The organism is Rothia mucilaginosa (assembly GCF_001061665.1).
Lineage (GTDB): Bacteria > Actinomycetota > Actinomycetes > Actinomycetales > Micrococcaceae > Rothia > Rothia mucilaginosa_A.
The window spans coordinates 37,392-55,061 of the sequence record NZ_JVSP01000007.1; the positions used below are offsets into that span (position 1 = coordinate 37,392).

Here is a 17,670-nt window from a genome sequence, read left to right on the forward strand (position 1 = left end):
GACGGGCGAGCACCGGGTAGGCGCCCTACGCGCGGGGGATCCTGGGTCCCTCAGATCCTCTCGCTAGCTGCAGAGCGCAATGCCCGGCTTTTCCTCCCGTATAGATACGGGTGGCGCCAACTCCCACGCGGCTTAGGGGCGAAAACTATTCGCTTTCGCGGGCCGCCGAAATAGCGTCGGCGGCGATATGGATGTCCTGGTGTTCCTTCGGAATCACCAAAGGAGTTCCAGTACACGGATCAGGAATAATGATCGATTGAAGATCAAAAACTTCCTGAATTAGTTCCGGTGTAATTATTGCACGAGGATCACCTTGAGCGATAATCCGTCCCTGCTTCATTAACACAACATGAGTAGCATACCTGAAAGCGAGGTTCAGGTCATGCAACACCACGGCAACAGTTCGACCCTCGGCGTGCAATTTCTTGGTCAGGTTCAGCACTTCAATCTGGTGGGTGATGTCCAGATAGGTCGTCGGCTCATCGAGCAGAATCAGCGGGGTCTGCTGCGCGAGGGTCATGGCGATCCACACGCGCTGACGCTGACCGCCCGAGAGCGCCTCAATCGGACGCTCCGCAAGCTCCAGGACGTTCGCGGCCTTCATCGCCTCCACGCAGGCCCGCTCGTCCTCCTCGGACCAGGAACGCAGCAGCGATTGGTGCGGGTAACGTCCGCGCGCCACCACGTCCGCCACGGTCACGCCGCTGGGCGCCTCGGGGGTCTGCGGGAGCATCGCCAGAATCTTGGCGATGGCGCGGGACTTCATCTGCGGCAGCGGCGTGCCATCCAGGCGCACCTCGCCTTCCTTCAGCGGATTCACGCGGGCCAGAGCCTTCAGGGTCGTCGATTTACCGCAGGCATTCGGGCCCAGGATAACGGTCAGCTCACCCTCGGGAACCTGAAAGTCCACCCCGTTGAGCACCGTGTGCTCGCCGTAGGCCACCACCATCTGCTCGCCTTCAAGGCGGCTGGTCACGCTAGTCTTCGTGCTCACTAGCTCCTCGTCCTTTCACGATAAATCAGATAAATCAGGTAGAGACCGCCAATAGCGCCAGTCACCACACCCACCTGAATGATGCGGCCCGGAATAGCGAATCGACCGATGAGGTCGGAACCGAGCACCATGAGCGCACCCATGAGCGCCGAGGAGGTGAAACCCACCCCGCCGATGCGTCCCAGGCTCTTCGCGATGTGCGGCGCGGCCAGGGCCACGAAGGCGATGGGTCCGGTCGTCGCGGTCGCCAATGAGACCAAAAGCACACCGATGAAGAGGGCTGCGACGCGGTAGGAGTTCACGCTCACACCCAGGCCGGAGGCCACCTGATCACCAAAACGAATGGCTCCCAGCGGGCGAACCAGCATCAGCAGCAACGGAGTCACGACCAGCAGCAGGCCCAGCAGCGAGTACGTGCGCTCCCAGGTCATATCGTTCAGCGAGCCGGCCAGCCACGAGGCCGCCGTCTGCGCCTGCGTCAGGGAGGCGCGCACGACCAGCAGCGCATTGAAGGCCGCCAGGGTCGAACCCACGCCGATACCCACCAGCACCAGGCGGAAACCGTGCAGACCCGTATTGCGCGTCATCAGCCACACCAGAATCGAGGTCGCCAGGCCGCCAATCACCGCGCCCAGCGCCACCTCCACGGGCCCGGAGTTGAACACAATAATCTGCAGCAGGGCACCGGTCGCGGCGCCGTTCGTGAAACCGATAATATCCGGCGAGCCCAGGGCGTTACCCGAAATCACCTGGAAGATCGAACCAGAAAGGCCCAGCGCGGCACCCACCAGAAGGGCCGCCACGATGCGCGCCGCACGCTGCTGGGCAAAGGTTACCGCAATCGGCTTGCCCTCACCCAGCAGCGCCGGGATGACCTTCTCGGAGGCGAGCTTGTAATCGCCCTGCAACATGCCCCAGAAGGCCAGCGAAGCGATAGCCGCCACCAGGATTACGTTCAGGATGACCACGCGCCACGGAATCTGCGCGCTGAGCGGCCCGCGCACGGTCAGAACGGGACGACCGCCCAGGTCGCGACCGCGGCGGGGATACCCCGCCCCGGCAGCCGCGGAAACAGTAGCCGAGGAAAAAGTCGACGCGGAGCGCGCCGAAACAGAACTATTCGACATCAGAGCGCCTCCACCTTACGACGAGTCATCAGGAACAGGAAGACCGGAGCACCAGCCAGGGTCGCCACGATGCCCGCCTGCGTCTCCTGCGGGGCCACCAGCACGCGCGCCAGAATATCCGCGCCTAGTAGCCACACCGGCCCCAGCAGGGCCGAGCCGTAGTTCACCCAGCGCACATCGTTACCGAGCAGGGCGCGCACCACGAACGGCACCGCCAAACCCACAAAGCTGATGGGGCCCACCGCGGCCGTCGCGGCACCGGCCAGCACCGTCACCGACAGCAGGGTCAGGTTCTGCGTGGTACGCACGCTCACGCCCAGGCTCGTGGCCGCCTCCTCGCCCATGCCCAGGGCGTTAATGGCCGGGGCCACCACAAAGGCGATCAGCACGCCCACCGCAATCACGGGGCCAACGGTCGAGACGATATCCATGCCACGACCCTCCAGAGAACCGGAAACCCACAGGCGGAACTCGTTGTACGCATCCTGATTGGCAAGCAGCAGGCCCTGCGCGAGCGCCGACAGCGCGGCAGAAATCGCCACACCCGCCAACGCCAGCTTCACGATCGACCCGTCACGGCCGCGGCCCAGGGTGTACACCAGCATCGCGGCCAGCGCGCCACCAATCGTCGCGGCAATCATGTACTGCCAAATGCCCATCACGCCAAACGCCACCACGGAGCCAATGACGGCCACCGAGGCGCCGGCGTTCACGCCCATCAGGCCGGGCTCGGCCAGCGGGTTGCGGGTCAGGGATTGCATGAGCGAACCCGCAATCGCCAGGGCCGCGCCCACGATAATTCCCACCAGGGTACGCGGAACGCGTTGCTCCATGACGATGGTCCGGGCCTCCTCCGAGGCATTCCCGGTCAACACCCCCACCACCTGATCCGGCGGCAGATTATTCGACCCGAATAGCAACGAGGCAACCACCGCGACCACCAGCAGGAGCGCCAGCAGGGCCAACCAGGCCAGGCGGCGGCCCAGCTTTCGGCCCTGTACCACGGAATCCTTCACGCGGGCCGGGGACGTCGTCATCTCGTGCGGAGCGGGCCTGGGCGATGCACTCTTGACGGTCACATTGCTCCTATAGACATGCTCGATGAGGACAAAAACAGGGGACGCAGGCACGGTGCGTGCCGACGCGAGAAAACGCCGAGGGCGGGAGGGGCACTCCCCCACCCGCCTCCGACGTTCAGAGATATTAGCGCTTACGAATCACCAAGACGGCTGCGGCGGCGACCAGGCTCAGACCCAGAACGATCACGCCGACCCACGGGAATGCGGCGCCGTAGGTCACGGTCTGCACGGTCTTCTCGGCGTTATTCACGCTCGAAGCCGATGCGGATGCCGAGGCCGAAGGCACCGAGGCGCTGCCGCGTGCGGGGGCGCTCGAGGAGGCCGAAGCGCTCGCGGTAGCCTTCACGGTTTCCTTCGGCTCAGCCGATGCGGAAGCAGACTCGGACGAACCGGCCTCCGCGTTCAGGCGGTCGTACTCCTCCTTGGAGATGACGTTGCCCTCGGCATCGGTGTACACGGTCTCGACCTCGCCGTTCGACTCATCGCCCTGTGAGCTCGAGGAGTCCTCGGAGCCAGTGCGGTGCGAGGAAGACTTCGAGGAGTTCGACGAATCGGAGCCGCCCTCGGAGGTCACGGTGAACTCGGGGCTACGGTTGCTGTACGCCTCGGTACCCAGGTACTTGCCGTCCTTATCGTGTTTCTCACCCGTAGCCAGGAATCGCAGGGTGTGAGTGCCGGCGCCAACATCCGGCAGAACGAAGGAGCCGGAGACGTTACCGTTGCCATCGCTCATCTGCTGGTGCACCACGCAGGCGCCCTGAGCCGCATCGGAGGGGCACAGGTTGCCGTCGTCAACCTTCACCGACACCTGGGTGTTCGCGGGGAAACCGCTCAGGGTAAAGGAAATCACGCCGTGCTCGCTCACGGAGGAGGAGACGGTCGAGGAGGTACCGGGGGTGGAAGCCTTCGCGCCGCCCGGGGGCAGGGCGGAGGCGCTACCCATTCCCAGGCCCAGGGCCAGGGAGGCCGCGGCGCAGGCGGTCAGGGCTTTGCGGGTGAAGGGTGCCTTCGAGGAGGCAGCCGAAAAAGGTGCACGCATGGTGGTCCTTTCACATTTTTCCGGGGCGGCCGGCGGTCCCGTTGCCGGGCGCCCCGTTGGTTCTGGTCCGGCTCCGCCGCGTTCATTCTCGAAAAAAGGCGGCGGAGGTCGGGTGAGCCCTATCGGGAGCGGTCCCGGGCTCTTGGGGGGGTTACTTGTTCGTGCGTCGGCTGGTCAGCGCCAGGGCCAGAATCACCAGGCCGGCCGCGGAGAGCAGCAGATTATTCGCGTTGTTGACGAACCACTTGGTCGCGCCGGTCAGCTCGGTGCCCTCAACGGTCGGGCCCTGAGCGGTCAGGGCCGTGGGGCTGGCTGAGGCGCTGGTGGTCGAACGCGGCGAGGCGGAAGGCGAGCTGGTAGCCTTGGCGGTCGCCTTAGCCTCGGGCTTCGCGGCGGTGCTTTGGGGAGCTTTTTCCTTCGCTTTGGCCTGCACGCGGTTCACGACGGTCTCGGCGGGGGTGACCACCGTGGCGAGCGTCGGCTCTGCCTCGTAGGATCCCAGGTCGTCATCGGATGCGTCCTCGCGGGGTGCCGCGGCACGCTCGACGGTCATGTCGGCAAAGCCGAGCACGGCATTCTCGGCGCCCTGGTTACCGTTGTGCACGACCACGCGATAGGTTGCCGATGGCATGGTCTCGCTGGTTTCGTAGCTGAAGCTGCGGTTATCGTCCAGGCGCTTCCAGCCGGAGGCGTACAGCGCCTGCGGGGAATCCCCCAGGTAGGTTGCGGCGTACACCCAGGTGCCCGGTTCCGCGCCCGGAACGGTCACGGTCACGGTGGAGCCATCGCGGCGCACCTGCACGCCCTTGCCGTCGGTCAGCGCGGTCGCGTGAATCGCTTCGGGTGCCTCGGTGGGCTTGTACTCGGGGGCGGTGTCGCTGAGCTTAATCTTCTGTCGAATAGACACACTACGGTCGTAGTTATTATCCTGCTCATCCGCTCCGCCCAGGGAGCCCGAGAGGACCTGCACGTTGTGCTCGGAATTTTCGGTAGCCCAGCCTGCGTTAGCCAGTTCTTCAGCACTCAGACCGGTGTTTTCGGTGGTGGGCAGGGGAACCTCAACCTCGAAGGTGCCGTCTTCATTAGCGATTGCCATGAAGTTCGCGGGCGAGTTTCCGCCCTTCTTGGTCAGGGGGTTAATGGCCTGGTGAGCCTCATCGGGGCGGGCGTCCAGGAACTTGACCGCAAATACGGCACCGCGGCCGGGGGCATTACTCACGAAGCCTTCACCGCGCACCACAAGCTTGCCTTCGCGCCACTTTTCGGTGGAGATGGTCACGGTCGCCTTCACGGGGTTCGCGGGCTTGGAGTCGGTGGACTTCGGTGACGCGGAGGTGGGGCTCGGCGCAACAGACTGGGTGGGGTCCGCGGTCTTGCTGGGCTCGGCACTGGGGGTGGCCGAGGGGCTGGCCGCCGGATCCGAGGCGATTCCAATCGGCAGTTTGGAATCCGCGAATGCGGTCGGTGCCGTCAGGGCCGCACCGGGAGCCACGAGCGCGCCGGCAAGCGCAACGACAGCGCCGTACCGTGCGGCGGCACGGGCGGGGCGGTGATCGGTCATGGTGGTTGTTCCTTGCGAGGTGGTGAGTCGTGCAAGCTTCCCGCAGCGACCGGGCCGCTACGGGAAGCCAGAGGGGGGGGTGAGGGCTTAGAGGGGCAGGGCCTTCTTGACGTCCTCGATAATGCCGTTGAGCAGCAGCGGGCCGCCGGTGGAGGTCCACTTGGAGCCGTCCACGAGAATCACGTGGTCGTCCTTGACTGCCTTCAGGTTGGTGAAGCCGGAGGTTTCCTTCGCCTTATTCAGTGCTTCTTCGGCGCCCTGCAGACCTGCGGTACCCTGTGCGTTCGGGTTCTTCTGGCTTGCGCCGCCGAGGGTGCCGAGGAACATGTAGTCCGCGTCGATGGTTGCCAGGTTCTCCAGAGAGACCGGTTCGGAGTGGCCCTGGCCGTTGCGGTCCTGCGCCTCGGGGCGCTTGAGGCCCAGGTCGTTGAGTACCTGGCCGGCGGGCAGTTCCTTGAGGATCAGGGCGGGGCCGTTGCCCGCCCAGCGCACGATGGAGAAGGTCTTGTCGCCGTACTTGGGGGCCAGCTGCTCCTTCAGTGCCGCTGCGCTTGCCTCGTAGGCCTTGATGACCTCTTCACCCTTGTCGACCATGTTCATCGCGTTCGCAACGTTGCGGAAGTTGATGCGCCAGTCGCCGCCGGCGTAGCCGCAGTAGACCACGGGGGCGATCTTCTTGAGGGTTTCAAAGGCCTCAGAGCGCTTATCCACGCCGGTGGAGTCGACCAGGATTAGGTCGGGGTCGAGGTTGCCGATCTGTTCGTAGTTCACCTGGGCAACGGTGCCGATAATCTGAACGTCCTTGGCGCGGTCGGCGAGGTAGTTGGGTACGCCGGACTGGCCGCGGCCGGAGACGGAACCGGCGGGAGTCACACCCAGGGCCAGCAGGCCGTCGAGGGTCGGCTCGGAGAGCACGATGACCTTCTTGGGGTTGGCGGGAACCTCAACCTTTTCGTCATCGACGTCCTGGATGGTGCGGGTGCCACCGGAGTTCGAGTCGCCCGATGCGGAGCCACCGGAGGTGGTGGTCGTGGTGGTCTCGCTGCTGCAGGCCGCGAGGGCGAGGGCAGCGGAGGATGCGAGGGCCAGGCCGAAGAAGGCGCGGCGGTTAACGCCCGATGCGCCCTGGTTCTCGGGGTCGGTCAGCTCGGAACGGTTGAAAGACATAGTTCTCCCTAGATATCACTAAACTATACCTAACCTTACAGATATCTGAGTGCCACTTCAAGATATTCAGAGTCTCGCATACATTCCCGGCGTAACGACCCGCCCTATCGCGGATTTTCAAGGTTTTTACTTTTCATATATTTGTCATAATTTTGCTGACAGAGTGTCAAAATAATCGAGCGAGCGCGTAGACGTACCTCTCCCCGCCCCTTTACAACGCGCAAACGCCCCGCCGCGGGGTTCGCGACGGGGCGTCTCCCCACGACGGGGCACACGTGGTTTCGGTGATGCCTTCTAGGTACGAGCGGGGTGCGCGGGCTCCGGGGTTCCGCCATCGGCGAGGGCCGCTAGTGGCCGCAACCGCATCCGGTCTTGGAACGCTGCACCGAGGCGGCCGCGGCGCGCAGGGAGGCGATGGCCGCCTCCGGACCGCCGAGCGCCTCATCCACACCGTAGACCGAGCTACCGGCCACGAAGCAGGTCGCACCCGCCTCGGCCGCACGCAGAATGGTCTCCTTGGTGATGCCGCCGTCCACCTGCACGGTCACCGGCAGGTTCGCGCCCTCAATCGCCTTGGCGGCGCGGGCAATCTTCGGCAGGGTCACCTCCAGGAAGGCCTGGCCGCCGAAGCCGGGCTCCACGGTCATGATCAGCAGCATGTCCAGCTCGCTGAGCATGTCCAGGTAGGGTTCCACGGCGGTCGCGGGGCGCAGCGCCATGCCGGCCTTCGCGCCCTCGGCACGCAGGGTGCGCGCCAGCTTGATGGGGGCAATCGCGGCCTCCGCGTGGAATGTCACCGACTCGCAACCCATGCTGGCGTACTGGGGGGCCCAACGGTCGGCGTCTTCAATCATCAGGTGCACGTCGAACGGCACCGGCGATACCTCGCGCAGACGCTTGACCACCGGCGGGCCCCAGGTGAGGTTCGGCACGAAGTGGTTGTCCATCACGTCAATATGCGCGGCGTCGGCGGTCGCGATGCGTTCGAGCTCGCGCTGCAGGTTCGCGAAATCCGCCGAGAGAATCGACGGGTTAATGGCAATGCCCATTGTGTTGTCCTTACGTTGCACTCCCCCGCGCTCGGCCCGCGCTCCGGGGAATGGAGCATGGGCCGGGCGGGGCGAGTGACGGTCTAATTTTGCGCGGGTTCGGGTCTGCAATTCCGGATCTGCGGGATTGAAACGCCCAGGTTTACGCCCGAGGCTTCCGGAGCCTAGTTCTTGCGCAGCAGGGCCAGGAACATGGCGTCGGTCCCGTGCACGTGCGGCCACAGCTGAGCGGTGGTCGCCGAGGCGTTCACGACCGGGGCACCCTTCTTGACCTTGATTTCGGGGGTGTGGCCGGGGTCCTTCTCCCCCGCCAGCACGCTCACGGGCTCGCCGTTCGGGCCTTCCGTGTGCAGGGCGACTTCGCGCAGTGCGGCGGCGGAGTCGAGCAGGCTCACCGCGCCGCTTTCGAGCACCTCGGCCACGATGTTCTGAGTCTCTGCCGCGTGCGGGGAACAGGTCACGTAGGCGATCACGCCGCCGGGGCGGGTCACGCTGATGGCCGCATCCAGGAGCTGACGCTGTAGGGGCAGCAGCTCGGCAATATCGCGCGGGGACTTGCGCCAGCGCGCCTCTGGACGGCGGCGCAGGGCGCCCAGGCCGGAGCAGGGCACATCCACCATCACGCGGTCGAAGAGCTGGTCGGGCTCAATGGATCCGGGCAGGTTGGAGGCGTTCTTGCGCAGGGTCTCGCGGATCTGGCGGCCATCGCCGGTGAGTACCGTGTAGCTGTCCTCGGGCAGGGGGCGCAGGGAGCCTTCCACTAGCTGCGCGCGGTGCGGTGCCGCCTCGTTGGCGACCAGGGATGCGCCGCGCTGAATACCGAGCGCGCCGAGGAGCGCCGCCTTACCGCCGGGGCCGGCGCACAGGTCGAGCCATGCGGTGTCGGGGCCGTCCAGGGGGGCTGCGGCGAGCGCGCGTGCCACCAGCTGGGAGCCGGCATCCTGGGCGCGGACGGTGCCTTCACGTACGGATTCCAGGCGTGCCAAGTCGCCGGAGGCGTACAGCGCCGAGTCCTCGACCAGTTCGCCGTCCACGGCGCCCTGTTCGCGTGCCTCGTCGAGGCTACCCAGGCCGGGCAGCGCAACCAGGTTCACCACCGGGGCGAGGTTGTCCGCTTCGAGCAGCTGCTCAATTTCGGAGGCGGGGCGGCCGTGCGCGACGAGTGCCTGGCGCATGGAACGCACAATCCAGGCGGGGTGCGAGGCGAGCAGCGCCATGCGCTCGGTGTCGTCCTTGGCCTCCTCGATGATGAGTTCGTACCATTCTTCGGGGGTTCGCTCGGAGACGCGGCGGAGCACCGCGTTGATGAAGCTTGCCGGGCCCGACCCGATCTTTTCGCGGGCCAGGGACACGCTCTGGTTCAGCGCCGCGTGGGCGGGAACGCGCATGTTCAGCAGCTGGTGCACGCCCATGCGCAGCACAATCAGGGTGGTGGTGCCGACCTTCTCGAGGGGGCGGTCCACGCAGTGGCGCAGGATCGCGTCGTAGGTGCCCTGGTGGCGTAGCGTGCCGTAGGTCAGCTCTGTGGCGAAGCCCGCGTCGCGGTGGTCGAGGCGGTGGCTACGAATCGCCTTGGGCAGCACGAGGTTCGCGTAGGCGTCGGATTCCGCCACGGAGCGCAGTACGTCGAAGACGGTTGCGCGTGCGGTGTCTGCGGTGCGCGAGCGTGCGGAGGGTGCCGCCGCCGAGAACTCCCGGGCCGACATGGAGCGGCGGTTGCGTTCGTGGCCGCTCTTATTGCGCTGGGAGGTGCCGCCGCCACCGCGTTTGGTGTCCTCGTGCGCGGTCTTGGCACGGCGTTCGGCGCGTTCGACGCTGGTCAGGCCGTCAAAGCGGCGGCCGGTGCGGGATTCTGCGCGGTTCTCATGACGATTTTCGCCGCGCGGCTCGAAGCGCTTCTTGTCGCCGCGGGAGTTGTTATCCCACTTCTGCTGGCGGTTCTGCTCGCCTGCACCCGAGCCATTACCCGAGCCGGAGCGGCGGCGACGCTTACGCTTCGCGCCGCCCTGGCCGCCGCCCTGGTTGAACTTACCCTGACCGCTACCCTGGCTGAACTTGCCGTTGCCGGGCTTACCGGAGTGACCGGGTTTGCCGTGTCCTCCCTGGTAGGGGCGCTTTTCGTTGCTCATGCGAGTACCACCAGGCCTTCCGCCATGTCCTTGCCAGCGCCGCGAGCCCAGGCGGGCGCATCCATCATTTTCTTACCGGCGGGCTGAACCTGTAGCAGCTGCAGGGGGTCGGTACCGGTGCCGACCAGTACCTTCTTCGCGTGTAGACGCACCGCACCGGGTGCGAGGGGGCCGCCGTTTGTCTCGGTCAGGGACTGCACCAGGCGCTCATCGGCAACAGCCAGGCCGCCAATCTTGAATCGGTTTTCGCCCAGTTCGCACCAGGCTCCGGGTTCGGGGGTGACGCCGCGGAAGTGTGCCAGGATCTGTTCGGCGGGTTCGGTCCAGGTGAGGCGGCCGTCGGCGATGCTCATCTTGGAGGCGTAGCTGACCGATTCGTCCTCGACCTGCACGGTGCCGTTCTCGCCCGCTTCGAGGCGTTCGAAGGTGCGTTCAAGCAGCGCGCCGCCGCTGGTTGCGAGGCGCATGAGCACGGTGCCTGCGGTGTCGTCGGCGGCCACGGGGGTGGATTCCTGTTCGAAGGTGGGGCCGGTGTCCAGGCCCTCCTCGAGCAGGAAGGTGGTGGAGAAGATTTCCTGCTCGCCGGCCATGAGGGCGCGCTGCACGGGGGCGGCACCGCGCCAGGCGGGCAGCTTAGAGAAGTGCAGGTTGACCCAGCCGTAGCGCAGGGATTCCAGCGCGGACAGGGGCAGCAGCGCACCGTAGGCAACCACGGCGGCTGCATCGGCGTTCAGCTCTGCGATGGCTGCGGCGGCTTCGTCGTTCCAGCGGTTTGCCTTCACGATGGGCAGGCCGAGCTCCTCGGCGCGCTGCGCGACCGGGGAGGGGGTGAGCACGCGCTTGCGGCCCACGGGGGCGTCTTCGCGGGTGAGCACGCCGACCACGCGCACCTTATCGGAGTTCGCCAGGTAGTCGAGCGGGGGCACGGCAACGTCGGGGGTGCCTGCGTAAATGATATTGAGCATGTGAGCCTACTTTCCGAAGCTACCGAAGGAGGAACCGGCAGAACCTGCACCGAACGCGCCGCCGAAGGCACCGCCCACGCGGGTTGCACGCTCGGTCACGGTCTTCGCGGCGACAGTGTTGTAGTCTGCGGCGCGCAGGGCACGCATCACGCGTCGACGGTCCTCGCCGACCAGGCGGTCGATGAAGAGCTTGCCGTGCAGGTGGTCGGTCTCGTGCTGCAGCATACGGGCGAACAGGCCTTCGCCCTCCAGCACGAGGGGTTCGCCGTGGCGGTCCACGCCGGTCACGCGCGCCCAGTTCTTGCGCGGGGTCGCGGACTTCTGGCCGGGCACGGAGAGGCAGCCTTCGCCACCTTCCTGGTCTTCTTCGCCGACCTCGAGCACGGGGTTGATGATGTAGCCCTCACGGTCGTCAATGCCACCGAAGGTGAAAATCTGCTTGGAGATGCCGATCTGCGGTCCGGCAAGCCCCACGCCGCCCACGTCGTACATGGTTTCCAGCATGTCGTCGATGAGTCGCGCCAGGTCGTCGTCGAAGACGGTGATGGGTTCGCAGACGCTGCGCAGCACCGGGTCGCCCACGGTGCGGATGCTCAGAATGGTCATAGTTCTCCTCTGCCGGCGCCGGGCCGGTCTAATGTGCTAACGGATATTCGGTGGGGTGCCGCGGGGTGCGGCTCTCCCCCATTGTCCCCGAATCGGGGTGGGTAAATCTAGAGGGTGTCGGGCCGAGGTCTCCGGGTTGAGTCTCCGGGTTGAGTCTCCGGGTTGAGTCCCCGGGAGGAGTCTCCGAGCCGGACCCCCGGGCCGGTCGTCGCCGCGGGAGCTGAGCGGAGCGGCCGGGGGTTCGTTCCGGTCGGCCCTGCCTCGTGATGCTACGCGGCGGAGCGTCGCTCGGTGGGCGGCGGCACCACGGGCATGAGCGCGGGATCCTCGAATTCCTGCACCTGACGGTCGAATTCCCAGACGCGGCGCAGGGCGCAGAACTTGTACCAGTTGCGTTCGAGGATGGCGGGGTTCGCCTGCTGTGGCAGAACCTGCGTCTCACCGAGGGCCACGCCCATGAGCACGGGCGCGTCCCCGTACTTCCAGGGTTCCCAGGTGCCGGCGTCGGGGTCGACGAGGGATTCTTCGGCTTTGAGGCCGGCGACGAGCTGCATGACGACCTTCTCGTCGAGCGCTTTGACGCGGCCGCGCTTGTCGGTGCCCTTGGTTTTGTAGTCGATGATGCAGGTGCGGCCCGCAATTTCTGCAACGAGGTCGAGGGTGCCAGCGTAGCCGACGGTGTCGTTCCAGATGGTGATTTCGGCGGCGAGGGGGCGGGGGTTGAAGGCTTCCCACCACTCGTCGAAGCGGTCGGCGTAGGCTTGCTCGCCGTTAGCGATGAGCAGCTCGCGGCATCCGGCGACGTCGTGGTCACGTCCCATGGCGCGCAGGGCGACGTTTTCGGCGTAGTTGTGCACACGGTCGCCTCGGGCGGCGGCTGCGTCGCGGTATCGTTCGGAGGCGTTGGCGGCGTCGCGGATAATGGCGAACTTGAGGCCGTGGGATCCGGAGGCGCGGTAGGCGCGCTGGTCTTCGAGTGCGGCCTTGGCGGCCATGTATCCGTGCCAGCCGCTCAGGTCGGTGGCGTGCTGGCCGATGACGGTGGTAATGGAGGGCACGAGCAGTTCTCCCCCGCGCTTGCGGGAGTACATTCGTCCGTAGTCGGTGGAGGTTGCGAGTTCGGGTGATGTCACGGGGGTACCTCGTTCGTGGTGGGGCCGTGTCGGGGTTGGCGTTCCCTCGGCGGGGCGACCGAGCGGTCGGCGGGGTTTCGGAGCCTTTGTGGAGGGTGTGCCGGGGTGGACACAATAAAACCCCCGTTCCTTGAAACGGGGGTTCTTTGGTGCGTGATACTGGGTTCGAACCAGTGACCTCTTCGGTGTGAACGAAGCGCGCTACCACTGCGCCAATCACGCTTACGGATAAGACTATACCGACGGTTTGAGGGGAGGTCAAATTGAGGAACCAACTTTTTTGAAAAACTTTGCCGCCCTCTCCCATCGGAACGGCACCGCAGAGCCAGAGAGTTCTAACGAATAAAGACATAAACAAAAAAGCCTGGCTTCCGAAGAAACCAGGCTTTTTCCTAGTGTGATCCCAACCGGTTTGTATGGTGATGAGGGCGCATAATGCCGAGCGCGCGAGGGAATTCATGATGCGTCCGAATGCCGCGACGTAAGGAGCGGCGCCGTGAGAGGCTCACGGCGGCACCATAGAATCTAAAAGGTCTTCCGACGGATACAGACATAAACAAAGAAGCCTGGCTTCCGAAGAAACCAGGCTTTTTTCCTAGTGTGACCCCAACCGGTTTGTAACGGTGACGGAGGGGCATGATGCCGAGCGTGCGAGGAAATCCATCATGCCCCGGAGTGCCGCGACGTAAGGAGCGGCGCCGTGAGAGGCTCACGGCGGCACCGCAGAGCCAGAGAGTTCTAACGAATAAAGACATAAACAAAGAAGCCTGGCTTCCGAAGAAACCAGGCTTCTTTCCTAGTGTGACCCCAACCGGATTTGAACCGGTGTTGCCGCCGTGAGAGGGCGGAGTACTAGGCCGCTATACGATGGGGCCGCAACCTCCAGATGGAGGTTAGCTGGGATACCAGGACTCGAACCTAGAACAAAGGAACCAGAAACCTTCGTGTTGCCAATTACACCATATCCCATTACTCTATTGAGTTACCGTTCCGCCTTTCGCCTTTCGGCTCATCACCGGAACGAGTAATAACTATACGGGGCTTTCGGGGGGCACGCAAGCCAAAATATGGTAACCTGCCTCACACTCTCACCCTAGTATCCGCTACTTCCGCAGAATTCCGGGGTTTTTGGGGTCAAAAAATTCTTTAAAAAACCTCAAAGAGAGGGCTCTGGAGCCAATTTTAGCCCCTCAAAGCAGTCGAAGGAGGGTCCAGAACGCAGTTTCCGCCCCTCCCCCGCACGATTTGCCCACCAAAATTTTTGAAGATTTTTTGAATCCCTGCCACTACCTAGAAATCAGCTCAAGGTATCCGATTCGGAAAACACCTCGGACAAGCTAGAGGGTTAGTGCGGGATTGACCGGCACAGAATTACCGCATCCCGCGCCCCCGCTTCAACGCCTCGCCATTCTCCAGGGATTTCACTTCCACCCGCCCCCACCCCTCGCAGATTTATTCACTAAGACACAAAACTTTTGGAGACAACGAAAAAGCCCCGAGGCGAACCTCGGGGCTTTCAGTGGAGCGGTTGACGAGACTTGAACTCGCGACATCCACCTTGGCAAGGTGGTGCTCTACCAACTGAGCTACAACCGCATGTTTTCGCTTCAAACTTTGTTTGTCGCGGCAACGGATATAACTATACGGATACCGAACAGAGTGTGCAACCCAAAGCTTTCTCCTCTGCGCATCCCAGGCCCCAAAATTTACGCATAAAAATGCATTGACAAGCGAATATAGATGGATTATCCATCACAAAAATTTTTCTTTGACCAACAAAAATTCCCCCTCCCGGCGGAGGGTTTCCCGGAAGATATTCCGGTAAACCCTCCGTCAAGAGGGGGAATGTTTAGCATTACGAGCATGCCGAGTATCCGGCCGCTCAGGCAGGTGTCAGGAGGCGCTAGTCGCCGCCGCCCGAATCGCCGCCGCCCGAATCGCCGCCTCCGGAGTCCGAGCTGCTGTAGTCGGAGCTACTTGAGCCGGAGTCGAAGTCGCCGGCGTAGGGGTCGGGGCCCGGGTCCACGAAGTCATCTTTGTCATCCTCTTCACGCGAGGAATCCGAAGAGTCCGAAGAATCCGAAGTGTCTACGCCGTCAGACGAGGAGCTACTGACGTCGCCACCGCGGGCGTGCCGTGCCTGAGCTTCTTGAGCGTTCAGGGCGGCGCGCGCCTCGATGTAGGCGGTCACGTACCCGAAGGCTGCCGCAACGACAACAGCGACCACCATCAAGACGGACTTGTCCATGTTGGCGATGTACAGAATCAGCCAGATAATGCAGGCATTGGTGAGCGCCATGAGGGTGCCCTTGAACAGCGCCTTGCCGATGATGGATTGGTTATTCGGCCGACTCATGGTTAGCCCAGCTCAGCGGCCAGCTTGCGCAGGCGTGCGAGGGAGGAATCTTTGCCCAGGATCTCCATGGACTCGAACAGCGGCGGGGAGATACGCTCGCCGGACACTGCGATGCGCACGGGGCCGAAGGCCAGGCGCGGCTTGATTTCCAGGCCGTCGACGATGGCCGAGCGCAGCGCTGCCTCGATGTTGGCGGCGGTGAAGTCCTCGAGGGGCTCCAGGGCCTCGATGGCGGCGGCCAGCACCTGCGGTGCGGATTCCTTGAGCTGCTTGCGGGCGTCGTCCGCCACGGTAATCTCGTCGTCGCTCTTGAAGAGGAAGGCGAGCAGGCCGGGGGCCTCGCCGAGCAGCTGCATACGCTCCTGGACGAGGGGTGCGGCCTCGGTGAGGACCTGCTCCTGGCGCTCGGTGAGGGTTTCGCCGAGTACGCCTGCAGCCTGCAGGTACGGGATGAGGCGGTCGCGGAAGTCCTTGGGGTCGAGCGCACGGATGTGGTCACCGTTGATGGACTCCGCCTTCTTCACGTCGAAGCGGGCGGGGTTGGCCACAACGTCGTGCACATCGAAGTGCTCGACGAGCTCGTCGATGCTGAAGACGTCCTGGTTTGCGGAGAGGGACCAGCCCAGCAGGGACAGGTAGTTCAGCAGACCTTCCTTGATGAAGCCGGCATCGCGTAGCAGGAAGAGGTTCGACTCGGGGTCGCGCTTGGAGAGCTTCTTGTTGCCCTGACCCATGACGTAGGGCAGGTGGCCGAACTCGGGGATGAAGGTGGTCACGCCGGTGTCGATGAGCGCGCGGTAGAGCGCAATCTGACGCGGGGTGGAGGAGAGCAGGTCCTCGCCGCGCAGCACGTGGGTGATGCCCATGAGCGCGTCGTCCACGGGGTTCACGAAGGGGTACAGCGGGTCACCGTTGGAGCGGACGACCACGTAGTCGGGCACGGTACCGGCCTTAAAGGTGATTTCACCACGAACGAGGTCGTTGAAGGTGATGTCCTCGTCGGGCATACGCAGACGCCACACGGGCTTACGGCCCTCAGCGCGGTAGGCTTCCTTCTGCTCCTCGGTGAGGTTGCGGTCGTAGTTGTCGTAGCCGAGCTGCGGGTCCTGGCCGGCTGCCTTGCGGCGTTCCTTCACCTCGTCGGGGGTGGAGAAGTCCTCGTACACGTAGCCGCCCTCAACGAGCTTTTCGAAGATCTCGTTGTAGATGCCGGCGGTCTTACGCTCGGACTGGCGGTAGGGCTCGTGCGGGCCGCCAACGCCCACGCCTTCGTCCCAGTTGATGCCGAGCCAGTGCAGGGAGTCGAGCACCTGGTTGAACGACTCTTCGGAGTCGCGTGCGGCGTCGGTGTCCTCGATGCGGAAGACGAGCTTACCGCCGGTGTGGCGTGCGTAGGCCCAGTTGAAGAGGGCGGTGCGCACCATTCCCACGTGCGGGGTGCCGGTGGGCGAGGGGCAGAAACGCACGCGGGTGTCTGCGGGGGTGTTGAGTTCGGGACCGTGGTACTCGGTCATGTTGTCTCCTTGACGGTGTGTTCAGGATGGACGGTAGATGGTGTGGGGCGCGGGCGGCTTAGTCGCGCACGCGGGTGACGAGGGAGCCGATGCCTTCGACCTCGACCTCTACTTCGTTGCCGTCGCGCAGCACGCTGACGCCGGCGGGGGTGCCGGTCAGGATGACGTCGCCGGGCAGTAGGGTGAAGATTTCGGAGGCTGCGGCCACCTGTTCGGCCACGGAGTAGTGCATCTCGGAGGTGTTGCCCTCCTGCACGACGTCGCCGTCGACCCAGGTGGTGATGTTCAGCGAGTCGGTGTCCAGGTCGGTTTCAATCCAGGGGCCGAGCGGGGTGGCGCCGTCGAAGCCCTTGGCGCGGGTCCACTGGCGGTCCTCGAGCAGGTCGCGGGCGGTGAGGTCGTTGGCCACGGTGTAGCCGAAGATGACTTCGTGCACGCGCTCGAGCGGCACGGACTTGGCGATACGACCGATAACGACGGCGAGTTCACCTTCTGCACTGACGGCTTCGGAGTACTCGGGCAGGGTCACGGGGTCGCCGGGGCCGATCACGGTGGTGTTGGGCTTGAGGAAGAACTGCGGGGAGGCGGGCGCCTCGGTTCCTGCCCAGTTTGCGATCGCTCCAATCACCTTGGAGCGGGGGATGATCGGGGCGAGCAGACGCACCTGATCGATGGGGTAGGTCGTGCCGGTCGGTTCGACGCCCGAGTAGAAGGGGTCGCCGGCGATGACGCGCAGGGTCTCTTCGCCCGCTTCGCCTTCGACCAGCCCGAAGTGGAGCTCATTATTTACGGTAAATCGTGCAATACGCATACTTTCTAGGGTACCAGCCTTCGAGGGTGTGGGCGGCGGCGCGGAATTGGCAAGGCAGGTTTTAGCCCGGCGGGGTTCAACGCTGTTAGGTTCGGCGGAGTGCGCCTCCCCTCCCCTGTCCTCGCGCTATCAACGCCGCG

At 64.6% G+C, this 17,670-nt stretch carries 14 protein-coding genes and 4 tRNA genes; all 18 read right to left on the bottom strand.

Annotation, left to right across the window (positions count from 1 at the left end):
- Window positions 1-145: 145 nt before the first annotated feature.
- A complete protein-coding gene (locus ADJ95_RS04965) occupies window positions 146-949 on the bottom strand; it encodes an ABC transporter ATP-binding protein (protein ID WP_049333362.1) in 804 nt (267 codons plus the stop codon).
- Between the two features lie 44 nt (window positions 950-993).
- Window positions 994-2,121 carry a FecCD family ABC transporter permease gene (locus ADJ95_RS04970; RefSeq protein WP_049333186.1) on the bottom strand — a complete coding sequence of 376 codons (1,128 nt, stop codon included), beginning with the start codon at window positions 2,119-2,121 and terminating at the stop codon, window positions 994-996.
- The gene (locus ADJ95_RS04975) at window positions 2,121-3,200 is read right to left on the bottom strand and encodes a FecCD family ABC transporter permease (RefSeq protein WP_239662793.1); all 1,080 of its coding nucleotides are present in this window, start codon (window positions 3,198-3,200) and stop codon (window positions 2,121-2,123) included. The genes ADJ95_RS04970 and ADJ95_RS04975 overlap by 1 nt, the downstream gene beginning before the upstream one ends.
- 124 nt (window positions 3,201-3,324) lie before the next feature.
- A complete protein-coding gene (locus tag ADJ95_RS04980) occupies window positions 3,325-4,239 on the bottom strand; it encodes a hypothetical protein (protein WP_049333188.1) in 915 nt (304 codons plus the stop codon).
- 151 nt (window positions 4,240-4,390) lie between these two features.
- A complete protein-coding gene (locus ADJ95_RS04985; RefSeq protein ID WP_053088810.1) occupies window positions 4,391-5,800 on the bottom strand; it encodes a hypothetical protein in 1,410 nt (469 codons plus the stop codon).
- Window positions 5,801-5,887: 87 nt separating this feature from the next.
- Window positions 5,888-6,967 (bottom strand): iron-siderophore ABC transporter substrate-binding protein, encoded by a 1,080-nt coding sequence (locus tag ADJ95_RS04990; protein WP_049333189.1) that lies wholly within the window; start codon window positions 6,965-6,967, stop codon window positions 5,888-5,890.
- Window positions 6,968-7,314: 347 nt separating this feature from the next.
- Entirely contained in the window at window positions 7,315-8,016 is a 702-nt protein-coding gene (gene rpe, locus ADJ95_RS04995; RefSeq protein ID WP_049333191.1) for a ribulose-phosphate 3-epimerase, read from the bottom strand.
- Between the two features lie 164 nt (window positions 8,017-8,180).
- The gene (locus ADJ95_RS05000; RefSeq protein ID WP_049333192.1) at window positions 8,181-10,145 is read right to left on the bottom strand and encodes an RsmB/NOP family class I SAM-dependent RNA methyltransferase; all 1,965 of its coding nucleotides are present in this window, start codon (window positions 10,143-10,145) and stop codon (window positions 8,181-8,183) included.
- On the bottom strand, window positions 10,142-11,110 hold the full coding sequence (gene fmt / locus ADJ95_RS05005; protein ID WP_049333194.1) for a methionyl-tRNA formyltransferase: 969 nt from the start codon (window positions 11,108-11,110) through the stop codon (window positions 10,142-10,144). The genes ADJ95_RS05000 and fmt overlap by 4 nt, the downstream gene beginning before the upstream one ends.
- A gap of 6 nt (window positions 11,111-11,116) precedes the next feature.
- Entirely contained in the window at window positions 11,117-11,716 is a 600-nt protein-coding gene (def, locus tag ADJ95_RS05010; RefSeq protein WP_049333197.1) for a peptide deformylase, read from the bottom strand.
- A 269-nt stretch (window positions 11,717-11,985) separates the two neighbouring features.
- On the bottom strand, window positions 11,986-12,849 hold the full coding sequence (locus ADJ95_RS05015) for a hypothetical protein (RefSeq protein WP_049333199.1): 864 nt from the start codon (window positions 12,847-12,849) through the stop codon (window positions 11,986-11,988).
- 147 nt (window positions 12,850-12,996) lie between these two features.
- A tRNA-Val gene (locus tag ADJ95_RS05020) sits at window positions 12,997-13,071 on the bottom strand.
- A 580-nt stretch (window positions 13,072-13,651) separates the two neighbouring features.
- A tRNA-Glu gene (locus tag ADJ95_RS05025) sits at window positions 13,652-13,724 on the bottom strand.
- Between the two features lie 22 nt (window positions 13,725-13,746).
- Window positions 13,747-13,818: transfer RNA gene (locus ADJ95_RS05030), tRNA-Gln, on the bottom strand.
- 551 nt (window positions 13,819-14,369) lie between these two features.
- Window positions 14,370-14,445 (bottom strand) — tRNA-Gly (locus tag ADJ95_RS05035).
- Window positions 14,446-14,752: 307 nt separating this feature from the next.
- Window positions 14,753-15,205, bottom strand: coding sequence for a hypothetical protein (locus tag ADJ95_RS05040; RefSeq protein WP_049333201.1), 453 nt, complete (start codon window positions 15,203-15,205; stop codon window positions 14,753-14,755).
- Window positions 15,206-15,207: 2 nt separating this feature from the next.
- On the bottom strand, window positions 15,208-16,719 hold the full coding sequence (gltX, locus tag ADJ95_RS05045; RefSeq protein ID WP_049333203.1) for a glutamate--tRNA ligase: 1,512 nt from the start codon (window positions 16,717-16,719) through the stop codon (window positions 15,208-15,210).
- A gap of 58 nt (window positions 16,720-16,777) precedes the next feature.
- Complete coding sequence (locus tag ADJ95_RS05050; RefSeq protein WP_049333204.1) at window positions 16,778-17,530, bottom strand: fumarylacetoacetate hydrolase family protein; 753 nt, start codon at window positions 17,528-17,530, stop codon at window positions 16,778-16,780.
- Window positions 17,531-17,670: the final 140 nt, after the last annotated feature.